20 protein-coding genes are annotated in these 18,969 nt (G+C 72.7%); 8 read left to right on the top strand and 12 right to left on the bottom strand.

Annotation, left to right across the window (positions count from 1 at the left end; translation table 11 throughout):
- Nucleotides 1–15: 15 nt before the first annotated feature.
- The 3 genes from ACFPZN_RS11765 to ACFPZN_RS11755 are packed head-to-tail and all read right to left on the bottom strand — an operon-like array spanning nucleotide 16 to nucleotide 2,116.
- Nucleotides 16–789 carry an SDR family NAD(P)-dependent oxidoreductase gene (locus ACFPZN_RS11765; RefSeq protein WP_378281909.1) on the bottom strand — a complete coding sequence of 258 codons (774 nt, stop codon included), beginning with the start codon at nucleotides 787–789 and terminating at the stop codon, nucleotides 16–18.
- 41 nt (nucleotides 790–830) lie between these two features.
- Nucleotides 831–1,646 (bottom strand): SDR family oxidoreductase, encoded by an 816-nt coding sequence (locus ACFPZN_RS11760; protein ID WP_378281908.1) that lies wholly within the window; start codon nucleotides 1,644–1,646, stop codon nucleotides 831–833.
- Nucleotides 1,643–2,116, bottom strand: a complete 474-nt coding sequence (locus ACFPZN_RS11755; RefSeq protein WP_378281907.1) for a VOC family protein — start codon at nucleotides 2,114–2,116, stop codon at nucleotides 1,643–1,645. Before ACFPZN_RS11755 ends, ACFPZN_RS11760 begins: the two co-directional genes overlap by 4 nt.
- 79 nt (nucleotides 2,117–2,195) lie before the next feature.
- Here ACFPZN_RS11755 and ACFPZN_RS11750 point away from each other — a divergent pair, with 79 nt between their 5' ends.
- The 3 genes from ACFPZN_RS11750 to ACFPZN_RS11740 are packed head-to-tail and all read left to right on the top strand — an operon-like array spanning nucleotide 2,196 to nucleotide 5,280.
- Complete coding sequence (locus ACFPZN_RS11750; RefSeq protein WP_378281906.1) at nucleotides 2,196–3,497, top strand: acyl-CoA dehydrogenase family protein; 1,302 nt, start codon at nucleotides 2,196–2,198, stop codon at nucleotides 3,495–3,497.
- Complete coding sequence (locus ACFPZN_RS11745; RefSeq protein WP_378281905.1) at nucleotides 3,494–4,513, top strand: phosphotransferase family protein; 1,020 nt, start codon at nucleotides 3,494–3,496, stop codon at nucleotides 4,511–4,513. The genes ACFPZN_RS11750 and ACFPZN_RS11745 overlap by 4 nt, the downstream gene beginning before the upstream one ends.
- A complete protein-coding gene (locus tag ACFPZN_RS11740) occupies nucleotides 4,510–5,280 on the top strand; it encodes an enoyl-CoA hydratase-related protein (protein WP_378281904.1) in 771 nt (256 codons plus the stop codon). The genes ACFPZN_RS11745 and ACFPZN_RS11740 overlap by 4 nt, the downstream gene beginning before the upstream one ends.
- 148 nt (nucleotides 5,281–5,428) lie before the next feature.
- Here ACFPZN_RS11740 and ACFPZN_RS11735 read toward each other — a convergent pair whose 3' ends face one another.
- Entirely contained in the window at nucleotides 5,429–6,406 is a 978-nt protein-coding gene (locus ACFPZN_RS11735) for an NADPH:quinone oxidoreductase family protein (RefSeq protein WP_378281903.1), read from the bottom strand.
- 157 nt (nucleotides 6,407–6,563) lie between these two features.
- On the opposite strand from ACFPZN_RS11735, the gene ACFPZN_RS11730 reads away from it, so the two are divergent.
- Entirely contained in the window at nucleotides 6,564–7,382 is an 819-nt protein-coding gene (locus ACFPZN_RS11730) for an SDR family NAD(P)-dependent oxidoreductase (RefSeq protein WP_378281902.1), read from the top strand.
- 48 nt (nucleotides 7,383–7,430) lie between these two features.
- On the opposite strand, the gene ACFPZN_RS11725 is transcribed toward ACFPZN_RS11730, so the two are convergent.
- Nucleotides 7,431–8,270, bottom strand: coding sequence for an SDR family NAD(P)-dependent oxidoreductase (locus ACFPZN_RS11725; RefSeq protein WP_378281901.1), 840 nt, complete (start codon nucleotides 8,268–8,270; stop codon nucleotides 7,431–7,433).
- A gap of 89 nt (nucleotides 8,271–8,359) precedes the next feature.
- Between ACFPZN_RS11725 and ACFPZN_RS11720 the strand changes: the two genes are divergently transcribed.
- From ACFPZN_RS11720 to ACFPZN_RS11705, 4 genes are all read left to right on the top strand, one after another.
- Nucleotides 8,360–9,280: a TIGR03619 family F420-dependent LLM class oxidoreductase gene (locus ACFPZN_RS11720; RefSeq protein WP_378281900.1), complete on the top strand. Its 921-nt coding sequence runs from the start codon at nucleotides 8,360–8,362 to the stop codon at nucleotides 9,278–9,280.
- Nucleotides 9,281–9,385: 105 nt separating this feature from the next.
- A complete protein-coding gene (locus tag ACFPZN_RS11715; protein WP_378281899.1) occupies nucleotides 9,386–10,180 on the top strand; it encodes an enoyl-CoA hydratase/isomerase family protein in 795 nt (264 codons plus the stop codon).
- Nucleotides 10,181–10,656: 476 nt separating this feature from the next.
- Nucleotides 10,657–12,015, top strand: coding sequence for a cytochrome P450 (locus ACFPZN_RS11710; protein WP_378281898.1), 1,359 nt, complete (start codon nucleotides 10,657–10,659; stop codon nucleotides 12,013–12,015).
- An 88-nt stretch (nucleotides 12,016–12,103) separates the two neighbouring features.
- Entirely contained in the window at nucleotides 12,104–12,919 is an 816-nt protein-coding gene (locus ACFPZN_RS11705) for a tyrosine-protein phosphatase (protein WP_378281897.1), read from the top strand.
- Between the two features lie 22 nt (nucleotides 12,920–12,941).
- Here ACFPZN_RS11705 and ACFPZN_RS11700 read toward each other — a convergent pair whose 3' ends face one another.
- The 7 genes from ACFPZN_RS11700 to ACFPZN_RS11670 form a co-directional block, all read right to left on the bottom strand.
- Entirely contained in the window at nucleotides 12,942–14,543 is a 1,602-nt protein-coding gene (locus ACFPZN_RS11700; protein WP_378281896.1) for an acyl-CoA synthetase, read from the bottom strand.
- Nucleotides 14,544–14,656: 113 nt separating this feature from the next.
- Nucleotides 14,657–15,493: a GNAT family N-acetyltransferase gene (locus tag ACFPZN_RS11695; RefSeq protein ID WP_378281895.1), complete on the bottom strand. Its 837-nt coding sequence runs from the start codon at nucleotides 15,491–15,493 to the stop codon at nucleotides 14,657–14,659.
- 69 nt (nucleotides 15,494–15,562) lie between these two features.
- Complete coding sequence (locus ACFPZN_RS11690) at nucleotides 15,563–15,757, bottom strand: hypothetical protein (protein ID WP_378281894.1); 195 nt, start codon at nucleotides 15,755–15,757, stop codon at nucleotides 15,563–15,565.
- On the bottom strand, nucleotides 15,750–16,607 hold the full coding sequence (locus tag ACFPZN_RS11685) for an iron-sulfur cluster-binding protein (protein WP_378281893.1): 858 nt from the start codon (nucleotides 16,605–16,607) through the stop codon (nucleotides 15,750–15,752). The genes ACFPZN_RS11690 and ACFPZN_RS11685 overlap by 8 nt, the downstream gene beginning before the upstream one ends.
- Nucleotides 16,604–17,926 carry a Zn-dependent hydrolase gene (locus tag ACFPZN_RS11680; protein WP_378281892.1) on the bottom strand — a complete coding sequence of 441 codons (1,323 nt, stop codon included), beginning with the start codon at nucleotides 17,924–17,926 and terminating at the stop codon, nucleotides 16,604–16,606. The genes ACFPZN_RS11685 and ACFPZN_RS11680 overlap by 4 nt, the downstream gene beginning before the upstream one ends.
- Entirely contained in the window at nucleotides 17,923–18,402 is a 480-nt protein-coding gene (locus ACFPZN_RS11675; protein WP_378281891.1) for a hypothetical protein, read from the bottom strand. Before ACFPZN_RS11675 ends, ACFPZN_RS11680 begins: the two co-directional genes overlap by 4 nt.
- Entirely contained in the window at nucleotides 18,399–18,968 is a 570-nt protein-coding gene (locus ACFPZN_RS11670) for a type I phosphoribosyltransferase (RefSeq protein WP_378281890.1), read from the bottom strand. Before ACFPZN_RS11670 ends, ACFPZN_RS11675 begins: the two co-directional genes overlap by 4 nt.
- Between the last annotated feature and the right edge of the window lies 1 nt (nucleotide 18,969).

Raw genomic sequence — 18,969 nt, 5'->3', positions numbered from 1 at the left:
TCCACCTCCCACTGGTCAGACCGGGCCGAGACCGTCGACGCGGAGCAGCGAGCCCGTCGTGTACGACGAGGCGCCGCTGGCGTAGTACAGCGCCGCGGTGACGATCTCGCGGGCGTAGCCGAAACGCCGCAGGAGCATGCCGGGCTCGTCCTTGCCCGGGACGGCCCACGCCTTGGAGACGTCGGTGTAGAACCCGCCCGGCGAGATCACGTTGAAGCGCACCTTGGGCGCGAACTCCTGCGCGAAGGCGACGCTGATCGCGTTGAGCGCGGCCTTGGACCCGGCGTACGGGCCGAAGTTCGGCGACGGCCGCAGCGCGCCGGTGCTCGAAACGCTGATGACCGAGCCGCCGTCCCCCGCCGCCATCCGCTCGGCGACCACCGCCGACAGCCGGAACGGGCCCTTGAAGTTGACGCCGACGACCTTGTCGAACAGCTCCTCGCTCGTCTCCGCCGACGACGGCGCCAGCGGGGACATGCCCGCGTTGTTGACCAGCACGTCGACCTTGCCGAAGTGCTCGTAGGCGCGCTCGGCCAGCGCGTCGAGCTCGTCCCAGCGCCCCACATGGCACGCGACCGGGAGCGCCTTCCGGCCGAGCGCCTCGACCTCCTTCGCCACGGCCGCGCAGGCGTCGAACTTGCGGCTGGCGATCACCACGTCCGCGCCGGCGGCGGCGTAGCCGAGCACGATCGCGCGGCCCAGCCCCCGGCTCCCGCCCGTGACGAGCGCGACCTTGCCCGTGAGGTCGAACAGCTCCGCCGGGGTGCGTACCTCGTCTTGTTCGTTCATCTGCACCGTCCTGATGTCGGCTCTGTTGTGTTCGCGCGCGGTCAGCCGTTGATCGCGGCCATGACCCCGCCGTCCACGAGGAGGTCGATGCCGTTGAGGAAGCTCGCGTCGTCGGAGAGCGCGAAGCCGACGACGGCGGCGACCTCCTCCGGCCGCCCCTCGCGCGCCAGCGGCGTGCGCTGGAGGAGCATCTGCATGCTGGTGTGCTTCTCCGCCTCCTGCCTGCCCTGCGGGGTGTCGATGAGACCGGGCGAGACCGAGCACACCCGCGCGCCGACCGGCCCCAGCCGCACGGCCTCCTTCCGGACGAAGCGGTGCACGCCGCGCTTCGCCCAGGAGTAGGCCAGCCCCGGGTCCTCGATGGACGGCCCGACGGCTGCGCGGAGGCGATCGGCGAAGTCCTCGCCGAGCGGATCGTCGAGGACCTCCAGCGCCGCGGGGTCCGGTTCGTCCGGAGACAGCAGCGGCGCCATCGAGGCGAAGTGCACCATCGCGGTGCCGGCGGTGGCGAGCGGGCGGAGCGCCTCGGCCAGCAGTGCCGTCCCGACCAGGTCCACCGTGAGGATGCGCCGCCAGTCGGCCATCGTCGGTGAGATGCCCGCGGCGTGCGCGACGGCGCGCAGCGTGCCGAGCTCCCCCACACGCGCGGCCAGACGGGCGAGGCCCTCGGCGTCGGTGACGTCGAGAACGAAGGGCTCGGCCACCGGCCCCGCGCCCGAGAGCTCCTTCGCGGCCGCGGACACGGCCGCCTCGTCCCGGTCGACCAGCACCAGGTGGTCCACCAGGGGGCCGAGCCTCCGCGCGCACGCCAGCCCCATGCCGCGCCCCGCTCCGGTCGCGATGCCCACGGTCGTCATTGGCGGTTCCCTTCCGTCGCCTGCCGGGCGGGGGTCGCCCAGCACCGTTCCAGTCCCGCCCGCGCGGCCGTGCTGACCAGCTCGACGCGGAACCCCGTCGTGCTGCGCTGAAAGGTGAAGAACGGCTTGCCGTCGGGCCCGGTCCTGCTCGCCTCGAGCACGTAGCCGTTGCTCGCGAGCTCGGCCGAGTCCGCGGCCACGTCCTCCGACCAGAAGCCGATGTGGTGGACGCCGCCGGGAGCCGGTTCCCACATGGTCCCCGGGATGCTCCGGACGAGCTCGAGTCGCGGCACGGTCGTCGAGAAGGCGCATCTCAGGTTGAGCACGGCCTCGCCGGACGGCAGCGTCACGGCGATCGGCTCACCGATCTCCGGACCCCACTCGTGGCCGAATACCGCGGACAGCGCGTCCATCGTCGTCTCGAACTCGGCGGTGACGATACCGAGGTGGAACTGGTCGCCGGGCTTCATACCGGCACCGTCCGCACCCGCTTCAGAATTGCATTCTCCATGACAAGAAGTATATTCTCACGACGCGAGAGGAGGCGCAATGGGGTGGGACTTCGAGACCGAGCCCGGGTACCAGAAGAAGCTGGACTGGGCGGACGAGTTCGTGCGCGAGGAGGTCGAACCGCTCGATCAGCTGTGGGGGCATGAGACCTTCCTCCCGAGGGACGACACCAAGCGCAGGATCCTGGAGCCGCTCAAGGCCGAGGTGAAGCGGCAGGGGCTGTGGGCGACGCACCTCGGGCCCGAGCTGGGCGGGCAGGGCTACGGCCAGCTCAAGCTGGCGCTGCTGAACGAGATCCTCGGCCGCTCGCCGTGGGCGTCGCACGTGTTCGGGTGCCAGGCGCCCGACACCGGCAACGCGGAGATCATCGCGCACTACGGCACGACGGAGCAGAAGGAGCGCTACCTGCAGCCGCTGCTGGACGGCGAGATGTTCTCCAGCTACTCGATGACCGAGCCGCAGGCCGGGGCCGACCCGACCCGGTTCACCTGCCGGGCCGTCAAGGACGGCGACGAGTGGGTCATCGACGGCTGGAAGTACTTCTCGTCCAACGCCAAGGTCGCCTCGTTCCTCATCGTGATGGCGGTGACCGACACCGAGGTGAGCCGGTACGAGGGCATGTCGATGTTCCTGGTGCCCACCGACACTCCGGGCATCAAGATCGAGCGCAACGTCGGCCTGTACGGCGAGGCGATGAACGAGGGCTTCCACGCGCTCATCCACTACGACGGCGTGCGGGTGCCCGCGGACGCGCTGCTGGGCGGTGAGGGCCAGGCCTTCGCCGTGGCCCAGACCCGGCTCGGCGGCGGCCGCATCCACCACGCCATGCGCACCATCGGGCTCGCGCAGAAGGCCCTGGACATGATGTGCGAGCGCGCGCTCTCCCGTGAGACCCAGGGCAGCCGCCTGGCGGACAAGCAGTTCGTCCAGGGCTACATCGCCGACTCCTACGCGCAGCTGACCCAGTTCCGGCTGTTCGTGCTCTACACCGCGTGGGAGATCGACAAGTACAACGACTACCGGAAGGTCCGCAAGGACATCGCCACGGCCAAGGTCGTGATGCCCACGGTGCTGCACGACATCGCCTGGCGGGCGATGCAGGTCCACGGCGCCCTCGGCACCACCAACGAGATGCCGTTCTTCCAGATGATCCACGGCGCGGGCGTGATGGGCCTGGCGGACGGCCCGACCGAGGTGCACAAGGTCACCGTGGCCAAGCAGGTGCTGCGCGGCTACAAGCCCAGCGGCGACCAGTGGCCGACCGAGTGGATCCCGAGGAAGGCCGAGGCCGCCAAGGCGAAGTTCGCCGAGTACCTCGAACACGAAGTGGGGAACCTGTGATCGACTTCCAACGGCTGGCCGGCTGGATGGACTCCGCCGGGCTGCCCGGCAAGGGCGCCCCGATCGAGCACCGCTTCCTCTCCGGCGGCACCCAGAACGAGATCTACGAGATCATCCGGGGCGACGAGCGCTGCGTCATCCGGATCCCGCCGCCGGAGGCGCCCGCGGACCGGGACAAGGGCATCCTGCGGGAGTGGCGGATCGTCGAGGCGCTGGACGGCACGGAGGTGCCGCACACCAAGGCGGTCGCGGTGTGCGAGGACGCCTCGGTGCTCGGCCGCCCCTTCTACCTCATGGGGTTCGTCGAGGGCTGGTCGCCCATGGGCCGCAAGACCTGGCCCGAGCCGTTCGGCAGCGACCTCAAGGCGCGGGCCGGGCTCGGCTACCAGCTCGCCGAGGGCATCGCCCTGCTGTCCAAGGTGGACTGGCGGGCCAGGGGCCTGACCGACCTCGGGCGCCCGGACGGCTTCCACGAGCGCCAGGTGGACCGCTGGACCGCCTTCCTGACCCGGATCAAGGGCCGCGAGCTGCCCGGCTTCGAGGAGGCCGCCGGCTGGCTGCGGACGCACCGGCCGATCGACTACATCCCCGGCATCATGCACGGCGACTACCAGTTCGCCAACGTGATGTTCCAGGACGGCGCCCCGGCGCGGCTCGCGGCGCTGGTGGACTGGGAGATGGGCACCGTCGGCGACCCCAAGCTGGACCTGGGCTGGATGCTGCAGGGCTGGCCCGAGGACACCGACGCGCCGGAGGCGTCCGAGTCCAGCTACAAGGACCTGCGCGGGATGCCCTCCAAGGAGCAGCTGCTCGCGCACTACGCCGAGGTGTCGGGCCGGCAGGTCGACGACATCGACTACTACCTCGTCCTGGCCAAGTGGAAGCTGGGCGTGGTGCTGGAGCAGGGCTTCCAGCGGGCGGGCGACGACGAGAAGCTGCTGGCGTTCGGCCCGATCGTGCTCGACCTGATGAAGGACGCCGCCGACCTGGCCGAGTCGAGCGGGTACGCGTCATGACCGGCGAGCTGCTCAGGGAACGGCGCGGCGCGGTGCTGATCGTCCGGTTGAACCGGCCGGAGGCGCGCAACGCCCTCAACGTCGCGCTGATCGACGGGATCGGCCGCGCGATGCTCGACGCCGAGAACGACCCGGAGATCCGGGCCGTCGTGCTGACCGCCGCGGGCGACCGGATCTTCTGCTCCGGCATGGACCTGCGGGAGTTCGCCAGTGGCGGCGGCGGCACGGCCTCGGCCGAGGGCATGGCGGGCTTCATGCGGCTGGCGCAGGGCGAGCTGGCGGTGCCCGTGGTCGGGGCCGCCAACGGCACCGCGGTCGGAGGCGGGCTCGAACTGCTGCTGGGCTGCGACGTCATCGTGGCCGCCGAGACCGCCAAGTTCGGCCTGCCCGAGGTCAAGCGGGGCCTGTACCCGGCGGGCGGCGGCACCAACATCGGCACCCGCATCCCGCTGGCGATCGCGCTGGAGATGACGATGACCGGCGACCCGATCGAGGCCCGCCGCGCCTTCGAGCTGGGCCTGGTCAACGCCGTCGCGGCGCCGGAGCGGGTGCTGGACACCGCCGTGGAGATCGCGGAGCGGATCGCCGGGAACGCGCCGCTGGCGCTCGCGGCCATCAAGGAGCTGGTGCGGCTCGCGGTCACCGACGCCACGCGGGCGGCCGAACGCAACAAGGACCTGCAGGCGTCGGTGTTCTCCAGCCAGGACGCCATCGAGGGCGCGGCGGCGTTCGTGGAGAAGCGCAAACCGGTGTGGACGGGCCGGTGAGGCGGCGTTCCGGGCCCGTTCGCGGGTGACCCGGCGAACCGACTCGGCGCGGTGACCGAGGTCGCCGGCGGCGCGCACGATGCCGTCGCCGGCGACCGCTCACCGCCACGGGAACGGTCCGTCCAGGGCGCTCACCCTGGACGGGGTCTCAGAGGTCGTCCCCGCCGTCCGGGACGATCAGCACCTTGCCGGCGGAGGCCCGGTTCGCGACGGCGGCCATCGCCTCGGTCGCCCGCTCCATCGGGTGGACGGCGTGGATGTGCGGCTTCAACTCCCCCGCGTGGAACAGCCGGGCCAGTTCGGCGCGGCCGCGCCGCAGCGCCTCGGGGTCGCGCCGGCCCCAGCCGCCGATCTCGAAGCCGCGCACCGTGACGCCCTTGAGCATGACCAGGTTGAGCGGGATGCGCGGGATCTCGCCCGCGGCGAAGCCGACGGACACGAAGCGGCCGCCCCAGCGCATCGCGCGCAGCGCCGGCTCGGCGTGCTCGCCGCCGACCAGGTCGATGACCACGTCGGCGCCGCCCGCGTCGGCCAGCCGCCGCTTCAGGTCGTCGTAGGGCAGCGCGGTCTCGGCGCCCTTGGCCAGGCACAGCTCGCGCTTGGCCGCGGACGAGGCGACCGCGATCACGCGCGCGCCCAGCAGCCGGCCGAGGTCGACGGTCGCGAGGCCGACGCCGCCGGCCGCGCCCAGCACCGCCAGCGTCTCGCCCTTGCCGAGCTCGGCCACCAGGGTCAGCGAGTGGTAGGCGGTGGCGTAGGCGACGCCGAACGCCGCGGCCGCGCGCATGTCGATGTCGGGCGGCAGCGCGGTCAGGCTGGACGCGGCCACCACCACGCGCTCCGCGAAGGCGCCGACGAACGTCGAGCCGGACACCGCGTCACCGGGGGCGAACCCCTCGACCTCGGGCCCGACCTCGACGACCCGGCCGGCGAACTCGCTGCCGGGGGTGAACGGGACGGGCGCCTTGACCTGGTAGGTCCCCTGGACGATGAGGATGTCGGAGAAGTTCACCGCGGCGGCGCGCACGTCGACGACGACCTGCCCGGGGCCGGGCGCGGGATCGGCCAGCTCCTCCAGCGTGAGGCCGTCCAGGGGACCGTGGACTGAGCAGCGTAGGGCCTTCACCGGCGTCCTCCTCGAGCGCGTACCTGCGGAGCAGCGCTCCGAGAATAACATTCTCTCCTCCAAGAACGGCCATTCGACGCACTTGAAGGAGCGCACCGTCCTGTGATCACATACGTTCCGGTGACAAAGAATCGCGTTCTGAGGCTGGGAGGGACAGGTGCGCACAGGGCTGGCCGGCAAGGTGGTCATCGTGACCGGGGCGACCGCCAACATCGGGCGGGCCACGGCGCTGGCCTTCGCCGAGGAGGCGGCGCGCGTGGTGGTCGTCGGGCGGGACGCCGAGGCCGGCGCGCGGGTCGTCGAGGCGGCCCGCGAACGCGGCGCGGCCGAGGCGCTGTGGCGGGCCGCCGACGTGACCTCCGAGGACGAGGTGGACGGGCTGGTCGCCGACGTGATCGGCCGGTTCGGGCGGGTCGACGTGCTGGTCAACAACGTCGGGGGCAACGCCGCGGTGACGCCGTTCGTCTCCTCCGCCCCGGAGCAGTGGCGCGAGGACCTCGACATCAACCTGATGAGCACGCTCCGCTGCACCCACCGCGTGCTCCCGCACATGCTCGGCCAGGGCGGCGGCCGCATCGTCAACATCGGCTCGATGGCGGCGCTGATCGGCGACCCGTACATGGCCGTGTACTCGGCGGCCAAGGGCGCGGTGCACTCCTTCACCCGGGTCCTCGCACTGGAGATCGGCAAGTCCGGCGTGACCGTCAACGCCATCGCGCCCTACGGCACCGTCCCCGAGGACCTCGCCGGGGAGACCAGCTCCGGCAGCCGTTTCCACCCGCGGACCGGACTGTTCACGCGGCCCGGGGCCAGCCGCTCGGAGGAGCGCGCCGCGTTCCGCCGGACGACCGCGCTCGACCGCGGGACCGCCAGGCCGCAGGAGATCGGCGCGGCGGCGGTGTACCTCGCCTCCGACCAGGCCGCCTTCGTCACCGGTCAGATCCTGCAGATCGACGGCGGCGTGGCGCTCACCTGACCGGGCACCGCGGAGGCCACGATGCCGGGACGGCGATCGACCCGTACCTCACCCGTCGACGAACGCGGTGTCCTGCTGGTCGTACACACCGGTGAACACCTCGGTCGGCGGGAGCGGCCAGGCCGCGACGGTCGGCATGATCCCCTCCCGATGGGCGAGGTGGGCCATGCTCTCGAGCCGTCCCGAGTAGCCGGCCGGCCGGCGCAGCATCCAGGCGATCCCCTCGGCCGCGACCGCGGGCGCCTCCCAGCCGCTGTGGTCGACGCCCGGCATGTTGGCCAGCGTGCCCTCGGAGGCCACCGGCACGTCGATCCGGAAGCAGTTCACGGCGATGCGGTCGGGGGCGAGCTGCCGGGCGAGGTCGACGGTCATCCGCTCGAGCGCGATCTTGGCGATGCCGTAGGACATCAGGCCCGGCACCGGCTTGAGCGCCGCCAGGGACGAGACGTTGACGACGCGCCCCTCGCCGGCGGCGCGCAGGTGCGGGACGGCGTGGCGGATCGCCTGCAGCGGGGCGTCCAGATCGATCGCCATCACCAGGTCGTGGCGGCGCAGCGGGATGTCGAGGTCGCCGACGAACGTGACCGCCGCGTTGTTGACCAGCACGTCGAGGCGGCCGAGTTCGGCGACGGTCCGCTCGACCATCCGGGTCACCTGGTCGCGGACGGAGAGGTCGACCGGCACGGCGACCGCGGTCCCGCCGGCCGCGCGGATCCGGTCGACGACGTCATCGAGAGTGCCGGGGGTGCGCTGCGGGCTCTCCCGCGTGGCGCGGGCGGCGCACGCCACCGCGTACCCCTCGCCGGCGAGGGCGAGGGCGGTCGCCGCTCCGACGCCCCGGCTGGCGCCCGTGACCAGCGCGACCTTCTCGATATGAGCGCTCTTCATATGGAGAACACTACTCTCGCACCCAAGAGCCGCATATGCATGCGGGAGCGGCGCGCCGCCTCGCGTGACGGAACCGAGCGGGAGGAAACGTGAAGCTGGGATTCGCCATGCCGCACCTGCTGCGACTGAAGGCGACCTGCCAGCCGTGGGAGGCGGCGGTCACGGGCGCGGACCAGACGCGCCTGGCCAGATGGGCCGAGAAGCTCGGCTACGCCATGATCAGCGTGCCCGAGCACCACATCATCCCCAGGGCCCACGTCGAGCTGTCCGGGCCGCACTACTTCAGCGCCTACCCGGCCATGGCCTACCTGGCCGGGGCCACCGAGCGGATCCGCGTCAACTCCTGCATCGCGATCCTGCCGGCGCAGCACCCGATCGTCACGGCCAAGGCGCTGTCCAGCATCGACTGGCTGTCGGGCGGCCGGGTCACCGTCACCTTCGGGGTCGGCTGGCTGGAGGAGGAGTTCGACCTGCTCGGCGTCCCCTTCCACGAGCGCGGCGCGATGAGCGAGGAGTACGTCCAGGCGATCATCGAGCTGTGGACCAAGGAGGAACCGGAGTTCGAGGGCCGGTACGTCTCCTTCCGCGACGTCGCGTTCGAGCCCAAGCCCGTCCAGTCCCCGCACGTGCCGGTGTGGTTCGGCGGCGACGCCGACGCCGTGCTCAGGCGCGCCGGCCGTTACGCCTCGGGCTGGTGGCCGTTCCTGACCAAACCCGAGGACATCCCCGCCAGGCTGGAGTTCATCAGGTCCCAGCCCGACTACGCCGGCAGGCTGACCGAGGTCTTCTACGGCTTCGCCACCTCGCGCGTCGGGGAGGGCCACGCCGTGCGGGACGATCCGCGCGCCCGGCCGGGGATGACCGGGCAGGAGATCATCGACCGGCTCGGCTGGTTCGCGGAGCTGGGCGTGACGATGAGCTCGGTGCCGATCCCCCCGCTGCGGCACATCGACGAGTACTTCGACTACACCCAGTGGGTGGCCGAAGAGATCATGCCGGCGGTCGCGTAGCGGTGGCCCGGCACCGCGCGGCCGCGCCCCGCACGAGGCCGGGGCGTAAAGTCGAATATGACATAAAGAATCAAAGATTCAATCAGGGTGGAGAGGTGAGGGCGAGTGGCTGACGATCTGGGCGCCGCCGGGTTGCGCTTCGAGCGCCGGGGGCCGATCGGCTGGTGCTTCATCGACCGGCCGGAGGCCAGGAACGCGTTCACCCCGGCGATGTACTTCGGCATCAAGCGCGCCGTGCGCCTGGTCAACGGCGATCCCGATCTGGCGGCGCTCATCATCACCGGAACCGGTGACGTGTTCGCCCCGGGCGGGGATCTGGGCGGCCGGGACCAACCCGGCGACGCGGTCGTGCCCGACATCGGCCACGAGATCCTGCCCTTCCTCACCATCCGCGACAGCCGGGCGCCGGTGATCGCCGCGGTGAACGGCATCTGCCAGGCCGGGGGGCTGCTGATCGCCATGCTGGCCGACATCGCCGTCGCCAGCGACCGGGCCGTGTTCCGGGCCCCGGAACTGCTGCGGGGCATTCCCGACGCCACGTTCGCCGCCGTCCTGCCCGCCCATGTCGGCGTGGCCGTGGCGCGCGACCTGCTGCTGTCGGCGCGCCGGTTCGACGCCGCCGAAGCCCAGCGGCTGGGCGTCATCTCACGGGTCGTGCCCCACGAGGAGCTCCAGGAGGCGGCGCACCACGCCGCCGCCGAGATCCTCCAGACCCCGCCCATGACCCGCATGCACGTGAAGCGGATGCTGAACGAGCGCTACGGGGTCATCGACTACCAGACGATGTTCTGGGCCCTGGAGGAATCGCCCGAGCCGCGCGAAGGGATGAAGGCGTTCATGGAGAAGCGTCCCCCGAGCTGGGTGCCGCCGGGGCTCACCGGCGACGGCGGCCCGAGCTGAGCCCTCCCGGCCGCTCCCCTCGTCGCCTGAGAAGGGCGTCGGTAGAATCCCGTTCTCCTCGCACGCACAGTGAGGAGTGCTCGCCACCGACAACTCGGATGCGGCCCGCCGGCGGGCATCGGTACCTCTGACGCGGCACCCGATACCGCGGGCGGTCGCGAAGACGCCCAGATCGCCCCGTGATCGGGGGGTTCCGCAGCGACCTTTCCCGAGAGTAATATTCTCGGTATCGGAAAGGGGTATTCTTGTCGGTCGGCAGCGCCCTCAGAGCGTCTCGGCCTGCCCGGACCGCCACGCCCCGGGAGGAAGACCGTGCAGGCACAGGTCGACACGACCCGCCGCCGGGGGCGCACGAGGAGCACATCCGGGCGGCGGTCCGCTTCCGCCGGGAACACGCGATCGCCATCTCCTGACTTCCACCCCCCGAGATCATCCGCCGCCCCCATGGCCCGAAAGCCGTCTCAGAGAGGAGCCCCGTGAGCGTGGACGAGGACCGCAAGAAGAACCGCTACGCCTTCGACCGGCACACCCCCGAGTACCGCGAGCAGTTCGAGACCATCACCCAAGAGATGCAGCAGAAGTGTCCGGTCGCCTGGTCGGACACCCACGGCGGTCACTGGGTGGCCGCGGGCGCCCAGCAGGTCTTCGAGATCGCCAGGTCCGCCGAACTGCTGTCCAACGAGCACGACGTGAACGGCAGCCTCGGCCACGGGTACAAGGGCATCACCGTCCCCGCCCCCAACCCCTCGCCCCCGGTGTGCGGCGGCTTCCTGGAGATGGACCCGCCCGAGCAGCGCCACTACCGGCAGGCCCTCAACCCCTACCTGTCCCCCTCCGCGGTGAACCGCTGGATCCCGATCATCGACGAGGTGGTGCGCGCCTCGCTGGACGAGCGGATCGAGACGGGCCGGATCGACTTCGTCGACGACCTGGCCAACGTCGTCCCCGCGGTCATCACCCTGGGCATGCTGGGCATCTCCGTCCACAAGTGGCACATGTACAGCGAGCCCACGCACGCCTCGGTCTACACGCCGCCGAACACGCCCGAGATGCAGAAGGTGCGCGAGCAGCAGTCGGCGATGTTCGGGGACGTGGCCGCCGAGATGGGGGCGATCCGCGAGAACCCGCGGCCGGGCCTGATCAACGCGCTGGTGACGGCGGAGATCAACGGCAACAGGCCCGACGACCTGGAGCTGCTGGGCGTGATCGCGCTGCTCATCGGCGGTGGTTTCGACACCACCACCGCCCTGACCGCGCACGCCCTGGAGTGGCTGTCGGAGCACCCCGGCGAGCGGGAGCGGCTGTCGCGCGAGCGCGACACCCTGCTGAACCCGGCGACCGAGGAGTTCCTGCGCTTCTTCACCCCCGCGCCCGGCGACGCGCGCACCATCACCGAGGACTGCGAGATCGCCGGCACCCGGTTCGCGGAGGGCGAGCGGGTCTGGCTGTCCTGGGCGATGGCCAACCGCGACCCGGCGATCTTCGACAACCCCAACGAGATCGTCATGGACCGCAAGGGCAACCGGCACCTGGGCTTCGGCCTGGGCATCCACCGCTGCATCGGGTCCAACCTGGCGCGCACGGTGTTCAAGCGCATGGTCGTCCAGGTGATGGACCGGATGCCCGACTACCGCTGCGAGCCCGAGGGCACGGTCCACTACCAGACGATCGGCGTCATCCAGGGCATGCAGAAGCTTCCGGCGACCTTCACCCCCGGTTCCCGGCAGGGCCCCGGGCTGGAGGAGACCCTGGACAACCTCCAGCGGACCATCGAGGAGGAGCGGCTGGCCGAGCCGGTGACCACGGCCAGGTCGGCGGCGAAGAACGCGCGCTGACCGCGCGCACGGTGCCGGGCGGACGCGGCGTCGCGTCCGCCCGAGGACCGGGGCCTCCCCGGTACCGCGGCTCGACGGGAAGGGAACGATGCAGCCGGAACGGGTTCTCGCGCTGGAGGGCGCCACCAACTTCCGCGACCTCGGCGGTTACCCCACCTCCGGCGGCGGGCGGACCCGCTGGGGCCGGGTCTTCCGTTCGGACGCGCCGCACCGGCTGACCGCGGCGGATCTCGCCGCCGTCCGGGAGCTCGGCCTGCGCCGCGTGTACGACCTGCGCACCGACGAGGAGCGCGCCCACTCCCCGTCCGCGCTGCCCGCCGGACTGACGCGGGAGGCGCTGCCGATCGGCGGCGGCGCGAAGGAGACCAGCGGCCTCGGCGTGCTGTTCGCCGAGGGCCGGTTCGCCGAGATCCCCGCGGACTTCCTGGCCCGGGTGTACCGGGCCATGATCGACCACAACGCCCCGGCGTTCGGCCGGCTGCTGACCGGGCTCGCCGACCCGGCCCGGCTGCCCGCGCTCGTCCACTGCACGGCCGGCAAGGACCGCACCGGCCTGGGCTCGGCGCTGCTGCTCACGGTCCTCGGCGTGGACGAGGAGACGGTGCTGGACGACTACGAGCTCAGCGCCGCCCACTACAGCGAACCCCTGATGGCGAGGATGCGGGAACGGCTCGCGAAGGCGGGCATCGACGAGCGGCAGTACCTCGCCGTCTTCGGCGCGTCGCGCCAGGCCATGGCCGGAGCCCTGGCCGTGCTGCGCGAGGAGCACGGCTCGGTCGAGCGCTACCTCCTCACCCGGGCCGGCCTCTCCCCCGGCGTCCTCGACGACCTGAGGACGCACCTGGTGGAGCCCGCCGCGACCGGCCCGAGCGCGCCCGCCCGCAGCGCCGAGCCCGCGGTGTAGGACGGGGCGCCGGGGTGCGCGGTCAGCCCGCCACCCCGATCCCGCCGGCCCCGTAGCGTTCGCGCAGGAGGCGCTTGTAGAGCTTGCCGCTGGGATCGCGGGGCAGCTCGTCGACGAAGTCCAGCGTTCTCGGGCACTTGTAGGTGGCCAGCTCGGCCCGGCAGTAGGCGAGGATCTCCTCGGCCAGCCCGGCGCCCGTCGTCACGCCCTGGGCGGGCTCGACGACCGCCTTGACGGCCTCGCCCATCTCCTCGTCCGGCACGCCGATGACCGCGACGTCCGCCACGGCGGGATGGCCGACCAGGACGTTCTCCGCCTCCTGCGGGTAGATGTTCACCCCGCCCGAGATGATCATGTGCGCCCGCCGGTCGGTGAGGTAGAGGTAGCCGTCCTCGTCCAGGTACCCGATGTCGCCGAGGGTGCGCCAGCCCCTGTCGTTGGTCACCGACGCCGTCTTCTCCGGGTCGTTGTGGTACTCGAACGACCGGCCTCCCGCGAAGTACACCGTGCCCGGCTCGCCGGGCGGCAGGTCCCGGCCGTCCTCGCCGACGATGTGGCACTCCTGCGCCGGCCTGCCGACCGAGCCGGGGTGGGCCAGCCACTCCTCGGGCGTGATGGAGGTGTGCCCGACGTCCTCGGTGCCCGAGTAGTACTCGTGGATGATCGGGCCCCACCAGTCCAGCATCCGCCGCTTCACCGAAACCGGGCACGGCGCCGCCCCGTGCGTGGCGATGGCCAGGCTCGACAGGTCGAAGCGATCGCGTTCCTCCGCGGGCAGCCGCAGCATGCGGATGAACATCGTCGGGACGAACTGCGCGTGGGTCACCCGGTGGCGCTCGATCAGCTCCAGGCAGCGCAGGGCGTCGAACCTCTCCATCACCACGACCGCCGCGCCGAGCCGGTGCATCGACATGGAGAACACCAGCGGCGCGCCGTGGTACAGCGGAGCGGGCGACAGATAGACCGAGCCCGCCCCGCCGCCCTGCATCACGAGCCCCTTGGCGATCTGGACGGGAGCCGACTCCGGATCGCCCAGCCGCGTGCGCGGCAGCGGCTTGCGCACGCCCTTCGGCCGCCCGGTCGTGCCGGACGAGTACAGCATCTCGCGCCCCTCGCACTCGTCGGGGAGCGGGTCCGCGGGTTCCGCGCCGAGCAGGTCCTCGTAGCGGTCGAAGCCCGCGAGCCCGCCCGCCGCCGTCAGCCGGACCGGGATCCGCGACAGGTCCAGGCCGGCGACCACGTCCGCCATGGCCTCGCTGGTCACCAGCGCGGTGGCCCCGCAGTCCTCCAGCACGTACTGCACCTCACCGGGACGCAGATGGCTGTTGATCGCGGTGTAGTAGAGGCCCGACCGCTGCGCCGCCCACGCGACCTCCAGATACGCCCGGTTGTTCTCCATGAGGATCGCGATGTGATCGCCCGCCCGGAGACCGCGGGAGCGCAGCGCCCGGGCGAAGCGCACCGACCGCTCCTCCAGCTGCGCGAAGGTCACGACCTCCCCGCTCGTCCCCATGATGATCGCGGGCGCGTCCGGGGTGGCCCGCGCATGCCAGGTCGGGGTCATCGGCTCGACCGCCCTCGCCGGATCGCCGTCCTCGTCCCGCCGCTCCCGTCGCACCGCCATGCGCCCTCCTCGCCGCGTCCCCACCGGAAGAATGATCTTCTCCCCGTAGAGAAGAATATTCTCGGCGCGGGACGGGTGCAATGGCCATCTCTCCCCGACCCGCCGCCCGCAGCTCAGGAACCGCCGCGGAAGGCGAACTGGAGCACGTCGGCCACCGGGCGGTAGCCGAGCCGCGGGTAGAGGCTGTTGGTCGTCGGGTTCGCGAGATCGGTGAAGAGCACCACCTCGCGCGCGCCCGCGTCCAGGGCCGCCCGCGTGGCCGCCGCCGTCACCGCGCCCCCGTACCCGAGCCGGCGACGCTCCAGCGGCGTGTAGACGGGAGCGACCCGCGCCATCCCGGCGACGACGCGCGTCCTCCCTGCCAGCGACACCGGCTCGCCGTCCACCCACAGGAGGTAGCCGCCGTAGTCGAGCTTGTCGTCCGTTACGGCGGGATTCACACCGTGCGGCAGCCCCGCGTCCTCCCTGAAGGCCGCCAGCCAAGCCAGCAGAAGCCTCCGGTCGTCGCTCGTCGCCAGGCGGGCCTCGCCCGGCACCCGGGGAGCCTCGAGCCGTTCCAAGCGGTAGAGGCGTTCCCGCAACTGCACTTCGCCGGCGCGCCCCGTCCGGTGCTCCCAGGCCGCCGCGAAAGTCTGCCCCACCGCCGCCTCGGCGCCCAGACCGGTCACCTCATCCGGGAGGACCTCCACCAGTTCCCGGACCGCCGGCTCAGGCATCGGGCTCAACTGGACGGCACGCGGCGGCGTGTGCACGAACGCCCCGCGCACCTCCCCCGTACCCGATCGCCACCATCCGAACGAAGGGTCGAGATCCCCATAGACGTGCACCCCGCGCACGCGCAGCGTCTCCGTCACGGTGAGCAGAACCGTGTTCCGCACCGGATCCGCGTACAGGAACCCACCCGCGGCGGCGAGGAACTCCTCCGGGTTCCCTGAAACGTCCCAGCTCATCCTCCATGGTCACCCCGCCGCACCCCGGGCCGCACCCGATTTTCCTCCCGTGGACGTGCCCTTCGCCGATCAGCGGAGGGTTCCGTCCAGGACGGTCGGCCTGCCTCGCAGGAAAGTGGCGGTGACGAGGCCCGGCAGGAGCACCTGCCCGGTGGCCTCGACGACGTCCGCGCCGCCGGGCGGCAGGCCGGTTCCGACCGCTTTGACGATGCCGTCCCGGACGAGCACGTCCCGGGGCGCGCCGCGGATCAGCGTGTCAGCCATGGGCCCGCTCCGCGGGGCGCAGCTCGAACACCGGACCGTCGGCACAGATCAGCGGGCTCTCGTCGGCGGCGGTCCGGGCCGCGGTGGCGCAGCCGTGGCAGTAGCCCAGGCCGCAGGCCATGTGCGCCTCCAGCGACACCTGGACCCGGGCGCCCCACCGGTCGGCCAGGCGCGCGCACATCTCGGCGAGCCGCTCGGAGCCGCAGGTGAAGATCTGCTGCGGCGGCGCGGCGTCGAGCGTCCGGCGCAGGCGCGCGGCCAGGGCGTCCGGTGCGCTGCTCCCGTCCCGGTCGGTGACCTCGATCAGGCGCCGCACGCCCAGCTCGCGGTGGTCGCCGGAGCCGACCAGCGCGTCCGGGCCGCGCCCGCTGACCACGGCGGTGACCTCGACACCGGCGCGGACGGCGTCCTCGGCCGAGGTCGTCACCGAGCACACGCCGATGCCGCGGCCGACCAGGAGGAGCCCGGTGGTGTCCGGCGACAGCGCGAACCCCACCCCCAGCGGCCCGACGATCTGGACGCGGGTGCCGATCCCGGTGCCGGTCATCGCGCGGGTGCCCGCGCCCTGCACGCCGTAGACGATGTCGACGCAACCCTCGCCGGGCAGACGGCGGTGGATTGCCATCGGCCTCGGCAGCACCGCCCGGGTGCCCGTCGCGTCCGGGATCGTGACCATGACGAACTGCCCCGCCCGCGCGGCGGCGGCGATCGTGGGCGCCTTCAGCCGCATCCGGTGGTACCGGTCGCCGACCGGGTGGTGGCCGACGACCTCGGCGTGGTCCCAGGTCGGCGCCACCGGTCCGGGGAGGGCGAGCGGGGCGAGCCGCCCGCCTCCGGGGCCCGCGGTCACGTGCCGCTCCCCTGCGGGAGCGGTGCGAGCAGCCGGTCAAGGCCCAGCAGGCTCGCGAGCAGCACGCGGGTCCCGGTGGCGAGCTCCGACGGCTCGGTCCACTCCTCGGGCGTGTGGCTGAGCCCGTCCCGGCTCGGCACGAAGATCATTCCGGTCGGGACGATGTGGTTGATCATCTGGCTGTCGTGGCTGGCGCCGCTGGCCAGGCCGGTGCGGCCGACCCCCAGCGCGGCGCAGGCGGCGCCGATCGCGTCCGCGATCCAGACCGGCAGGACGACGGGCGAGGCGTCGGCCAGCTCCCGGGCGCGCAGCCCGATCCCGCGCCGGTCGCACAGCTCCCGCGACCGTGCGAGGAACTCCGCGGCGGTCTCCCGCTGCCGGTCGCTGTCGATGTCGCGGATGTCGACCGCCATCGTCACCTCGCCCGGGATGGTGGTGATCGACCCCGGCGACACGTCGAGACTGCCGACGGTGGCGCGGGTCCCCCGGTGGCGCGGGTCGTTGGCCAGCCGCTCGGCCAGCAGGACGCACTCCGCCGCGGCGGCGAGGGCGTCCGCCCGCCGGTGCATGGGGGTGCCGCCGGTGTGCGAGGCGCGGCCCGTGAACGTCAGCCGCAGCCGGGTGCTGCCCGAGATGGTGTCGACCACCCCGATGGGCACGCCGAGGCCTTCGAGCACGGTGCCCTGCTCGATGTGCAGCTCGACGAAGGCGCTCCATCGGGCGGGGTCCCATCGGGCGTCCTCGACGCGCGCGGGATCGAGGCCCACCTCCTCCATGGCGCGGGCCAGGGTCGTGCCCGCCGCGTCCCGGAGGGCGTGCAGGTCGCGGGCGCCGGTGAGGCCGGCGGCGATGCGGCTGCCGACGCACGCCTGCCCGAACCGGGCGCCCTCCTCGGTGGCGAAGGCGACGAAGCGCAGCGGGCGGGCGTGCGCCGCGTCCCGTTCCACCAGGATCCGGGCGGTCTCCATCGCGGCCACGACACCGGCGATGCCGTCGAAGCGTCCGGCGCCGGGCACGCTGTCCAGATGCGAGCCCGTGCCCAGCGCCCCGAGCCCCGGCTCACCGCGGCCCGGCCGCTCGGCGTAGGTGTTGCCCGCCGCGTCGGACCACACCCGCAGGCCGAGGCCGGTCATGTGCGCGGAGAAGACCTCGTGCGCCCGGCGTTCGAGCGGGCTGTAGCCCGGACGGGTGACTCCCGGGCCGTCGTCCTCGGAGAGGGCGGCGAAATCCTCGACGAGCCCGGCCACCCGCTGCGGATCGACGTGCGCGGCCAGATCCTGGACGTCATGTTCCAGGCGTTCCCTGGTGTCAGGGCTCATCGGCCCTCGTCCGAGGACAGCGCCGGCTCGTCCACGAGGGCGGCGTACGGCACCGGGACCTCGGCGGCCGCGCCGGGCGAGCCGATGACCTCGACGATGCCCGCCAACTCCGCGTCGTGCGTCGCCACGAACGAGTGCATGGTGCTCAGCCGCAGCGGGCGCACGCCCCTGGCGACCATCAGCACGACGCGGCGCCCGCGGATCAGCGCGGCGTCGACCTCGATGACGCCCTCCTCGAGGTAGAAGGGCGCCGCGCGGACCCCCAGCTCCCGCGCGACGATGTGCGCGAGCACCGCGTCGGCGCCCTCGCCGGAGGTGAGCAGGACCTCCGGCGCGAACGCCCGGACCGCCTCGGCCAGCGCGCGGCCGACCGTCTCCGTCGCCTCCGCGGACCGGCTCGGGTCCAGCTCCGGTCCGGCCCCGGCGAGCCGGCGGACGGCGGCGAGCGTCTCGGGACGTGTGTGCGGCTGGTTCATGCTCGGCCTCCTGCGGTCGATACGGCCAGTTCCTCTTCGGTCAGCAGTGCCGCCCTGGGCGCGGGCGCGGGGACGTTAGCGCCGCCGGACGCGCCCGGCCTTTCCGGGGCGAGCAGCGACAGCACGGCGACGACGTGGGGCAGCGGCTCCTCCAGCCGGGCGACCCGGGCCGCGACCTCGGCGTCGCCGGTCGTGGAGGCGACCACCAGCGCGACGGGCCGTCCCGCGTCCAGGTCCCCATCGGCGAGGACCGGTGGCGCGGCGCCCGGCTCCGGATCAGCCGCGACGGACAGCGGGAGGCCGGTGTGCAGGGACAGGGCCGTCGCCAGGACCGCGGCGCCCCATCCCGCGGCGACCAGCCGTTCCGCCTCGCGCGGCACCCGCGGCGCCAGGTCGGCCGCCACCCTGCGCAGGATGGACGGCCGGTTGAGCGCGGCGGACTCCCTGAACTCCGACCTGTCGCGCAGCGGGCCGCTGTGCGGGATCGCGATGGCCGCGATGTCGGCGACCAGCTCGGCTCGGCGCCGTCCCGCGCCCCCGGCCGTTTCCGGACCGTCTCCTGTCATC

Origin of the sequence: Actinomadura rugatobispora (assembly GCF_042656285.1) — a bacterium.
In the GTDB taxonomy this organism is placed as follows: Bacteria; Actinomycetota; Actinomycetes; order Streptosporangiales; family Streptosporangiaceae; genus Spirillospora; species Spirillospora rugatobispora.
The sequence above is the reverse complement of the archived record's forward strand: the minus strand, read 5'-3'. Positions and strand labels throughout refer to the sequence as shown.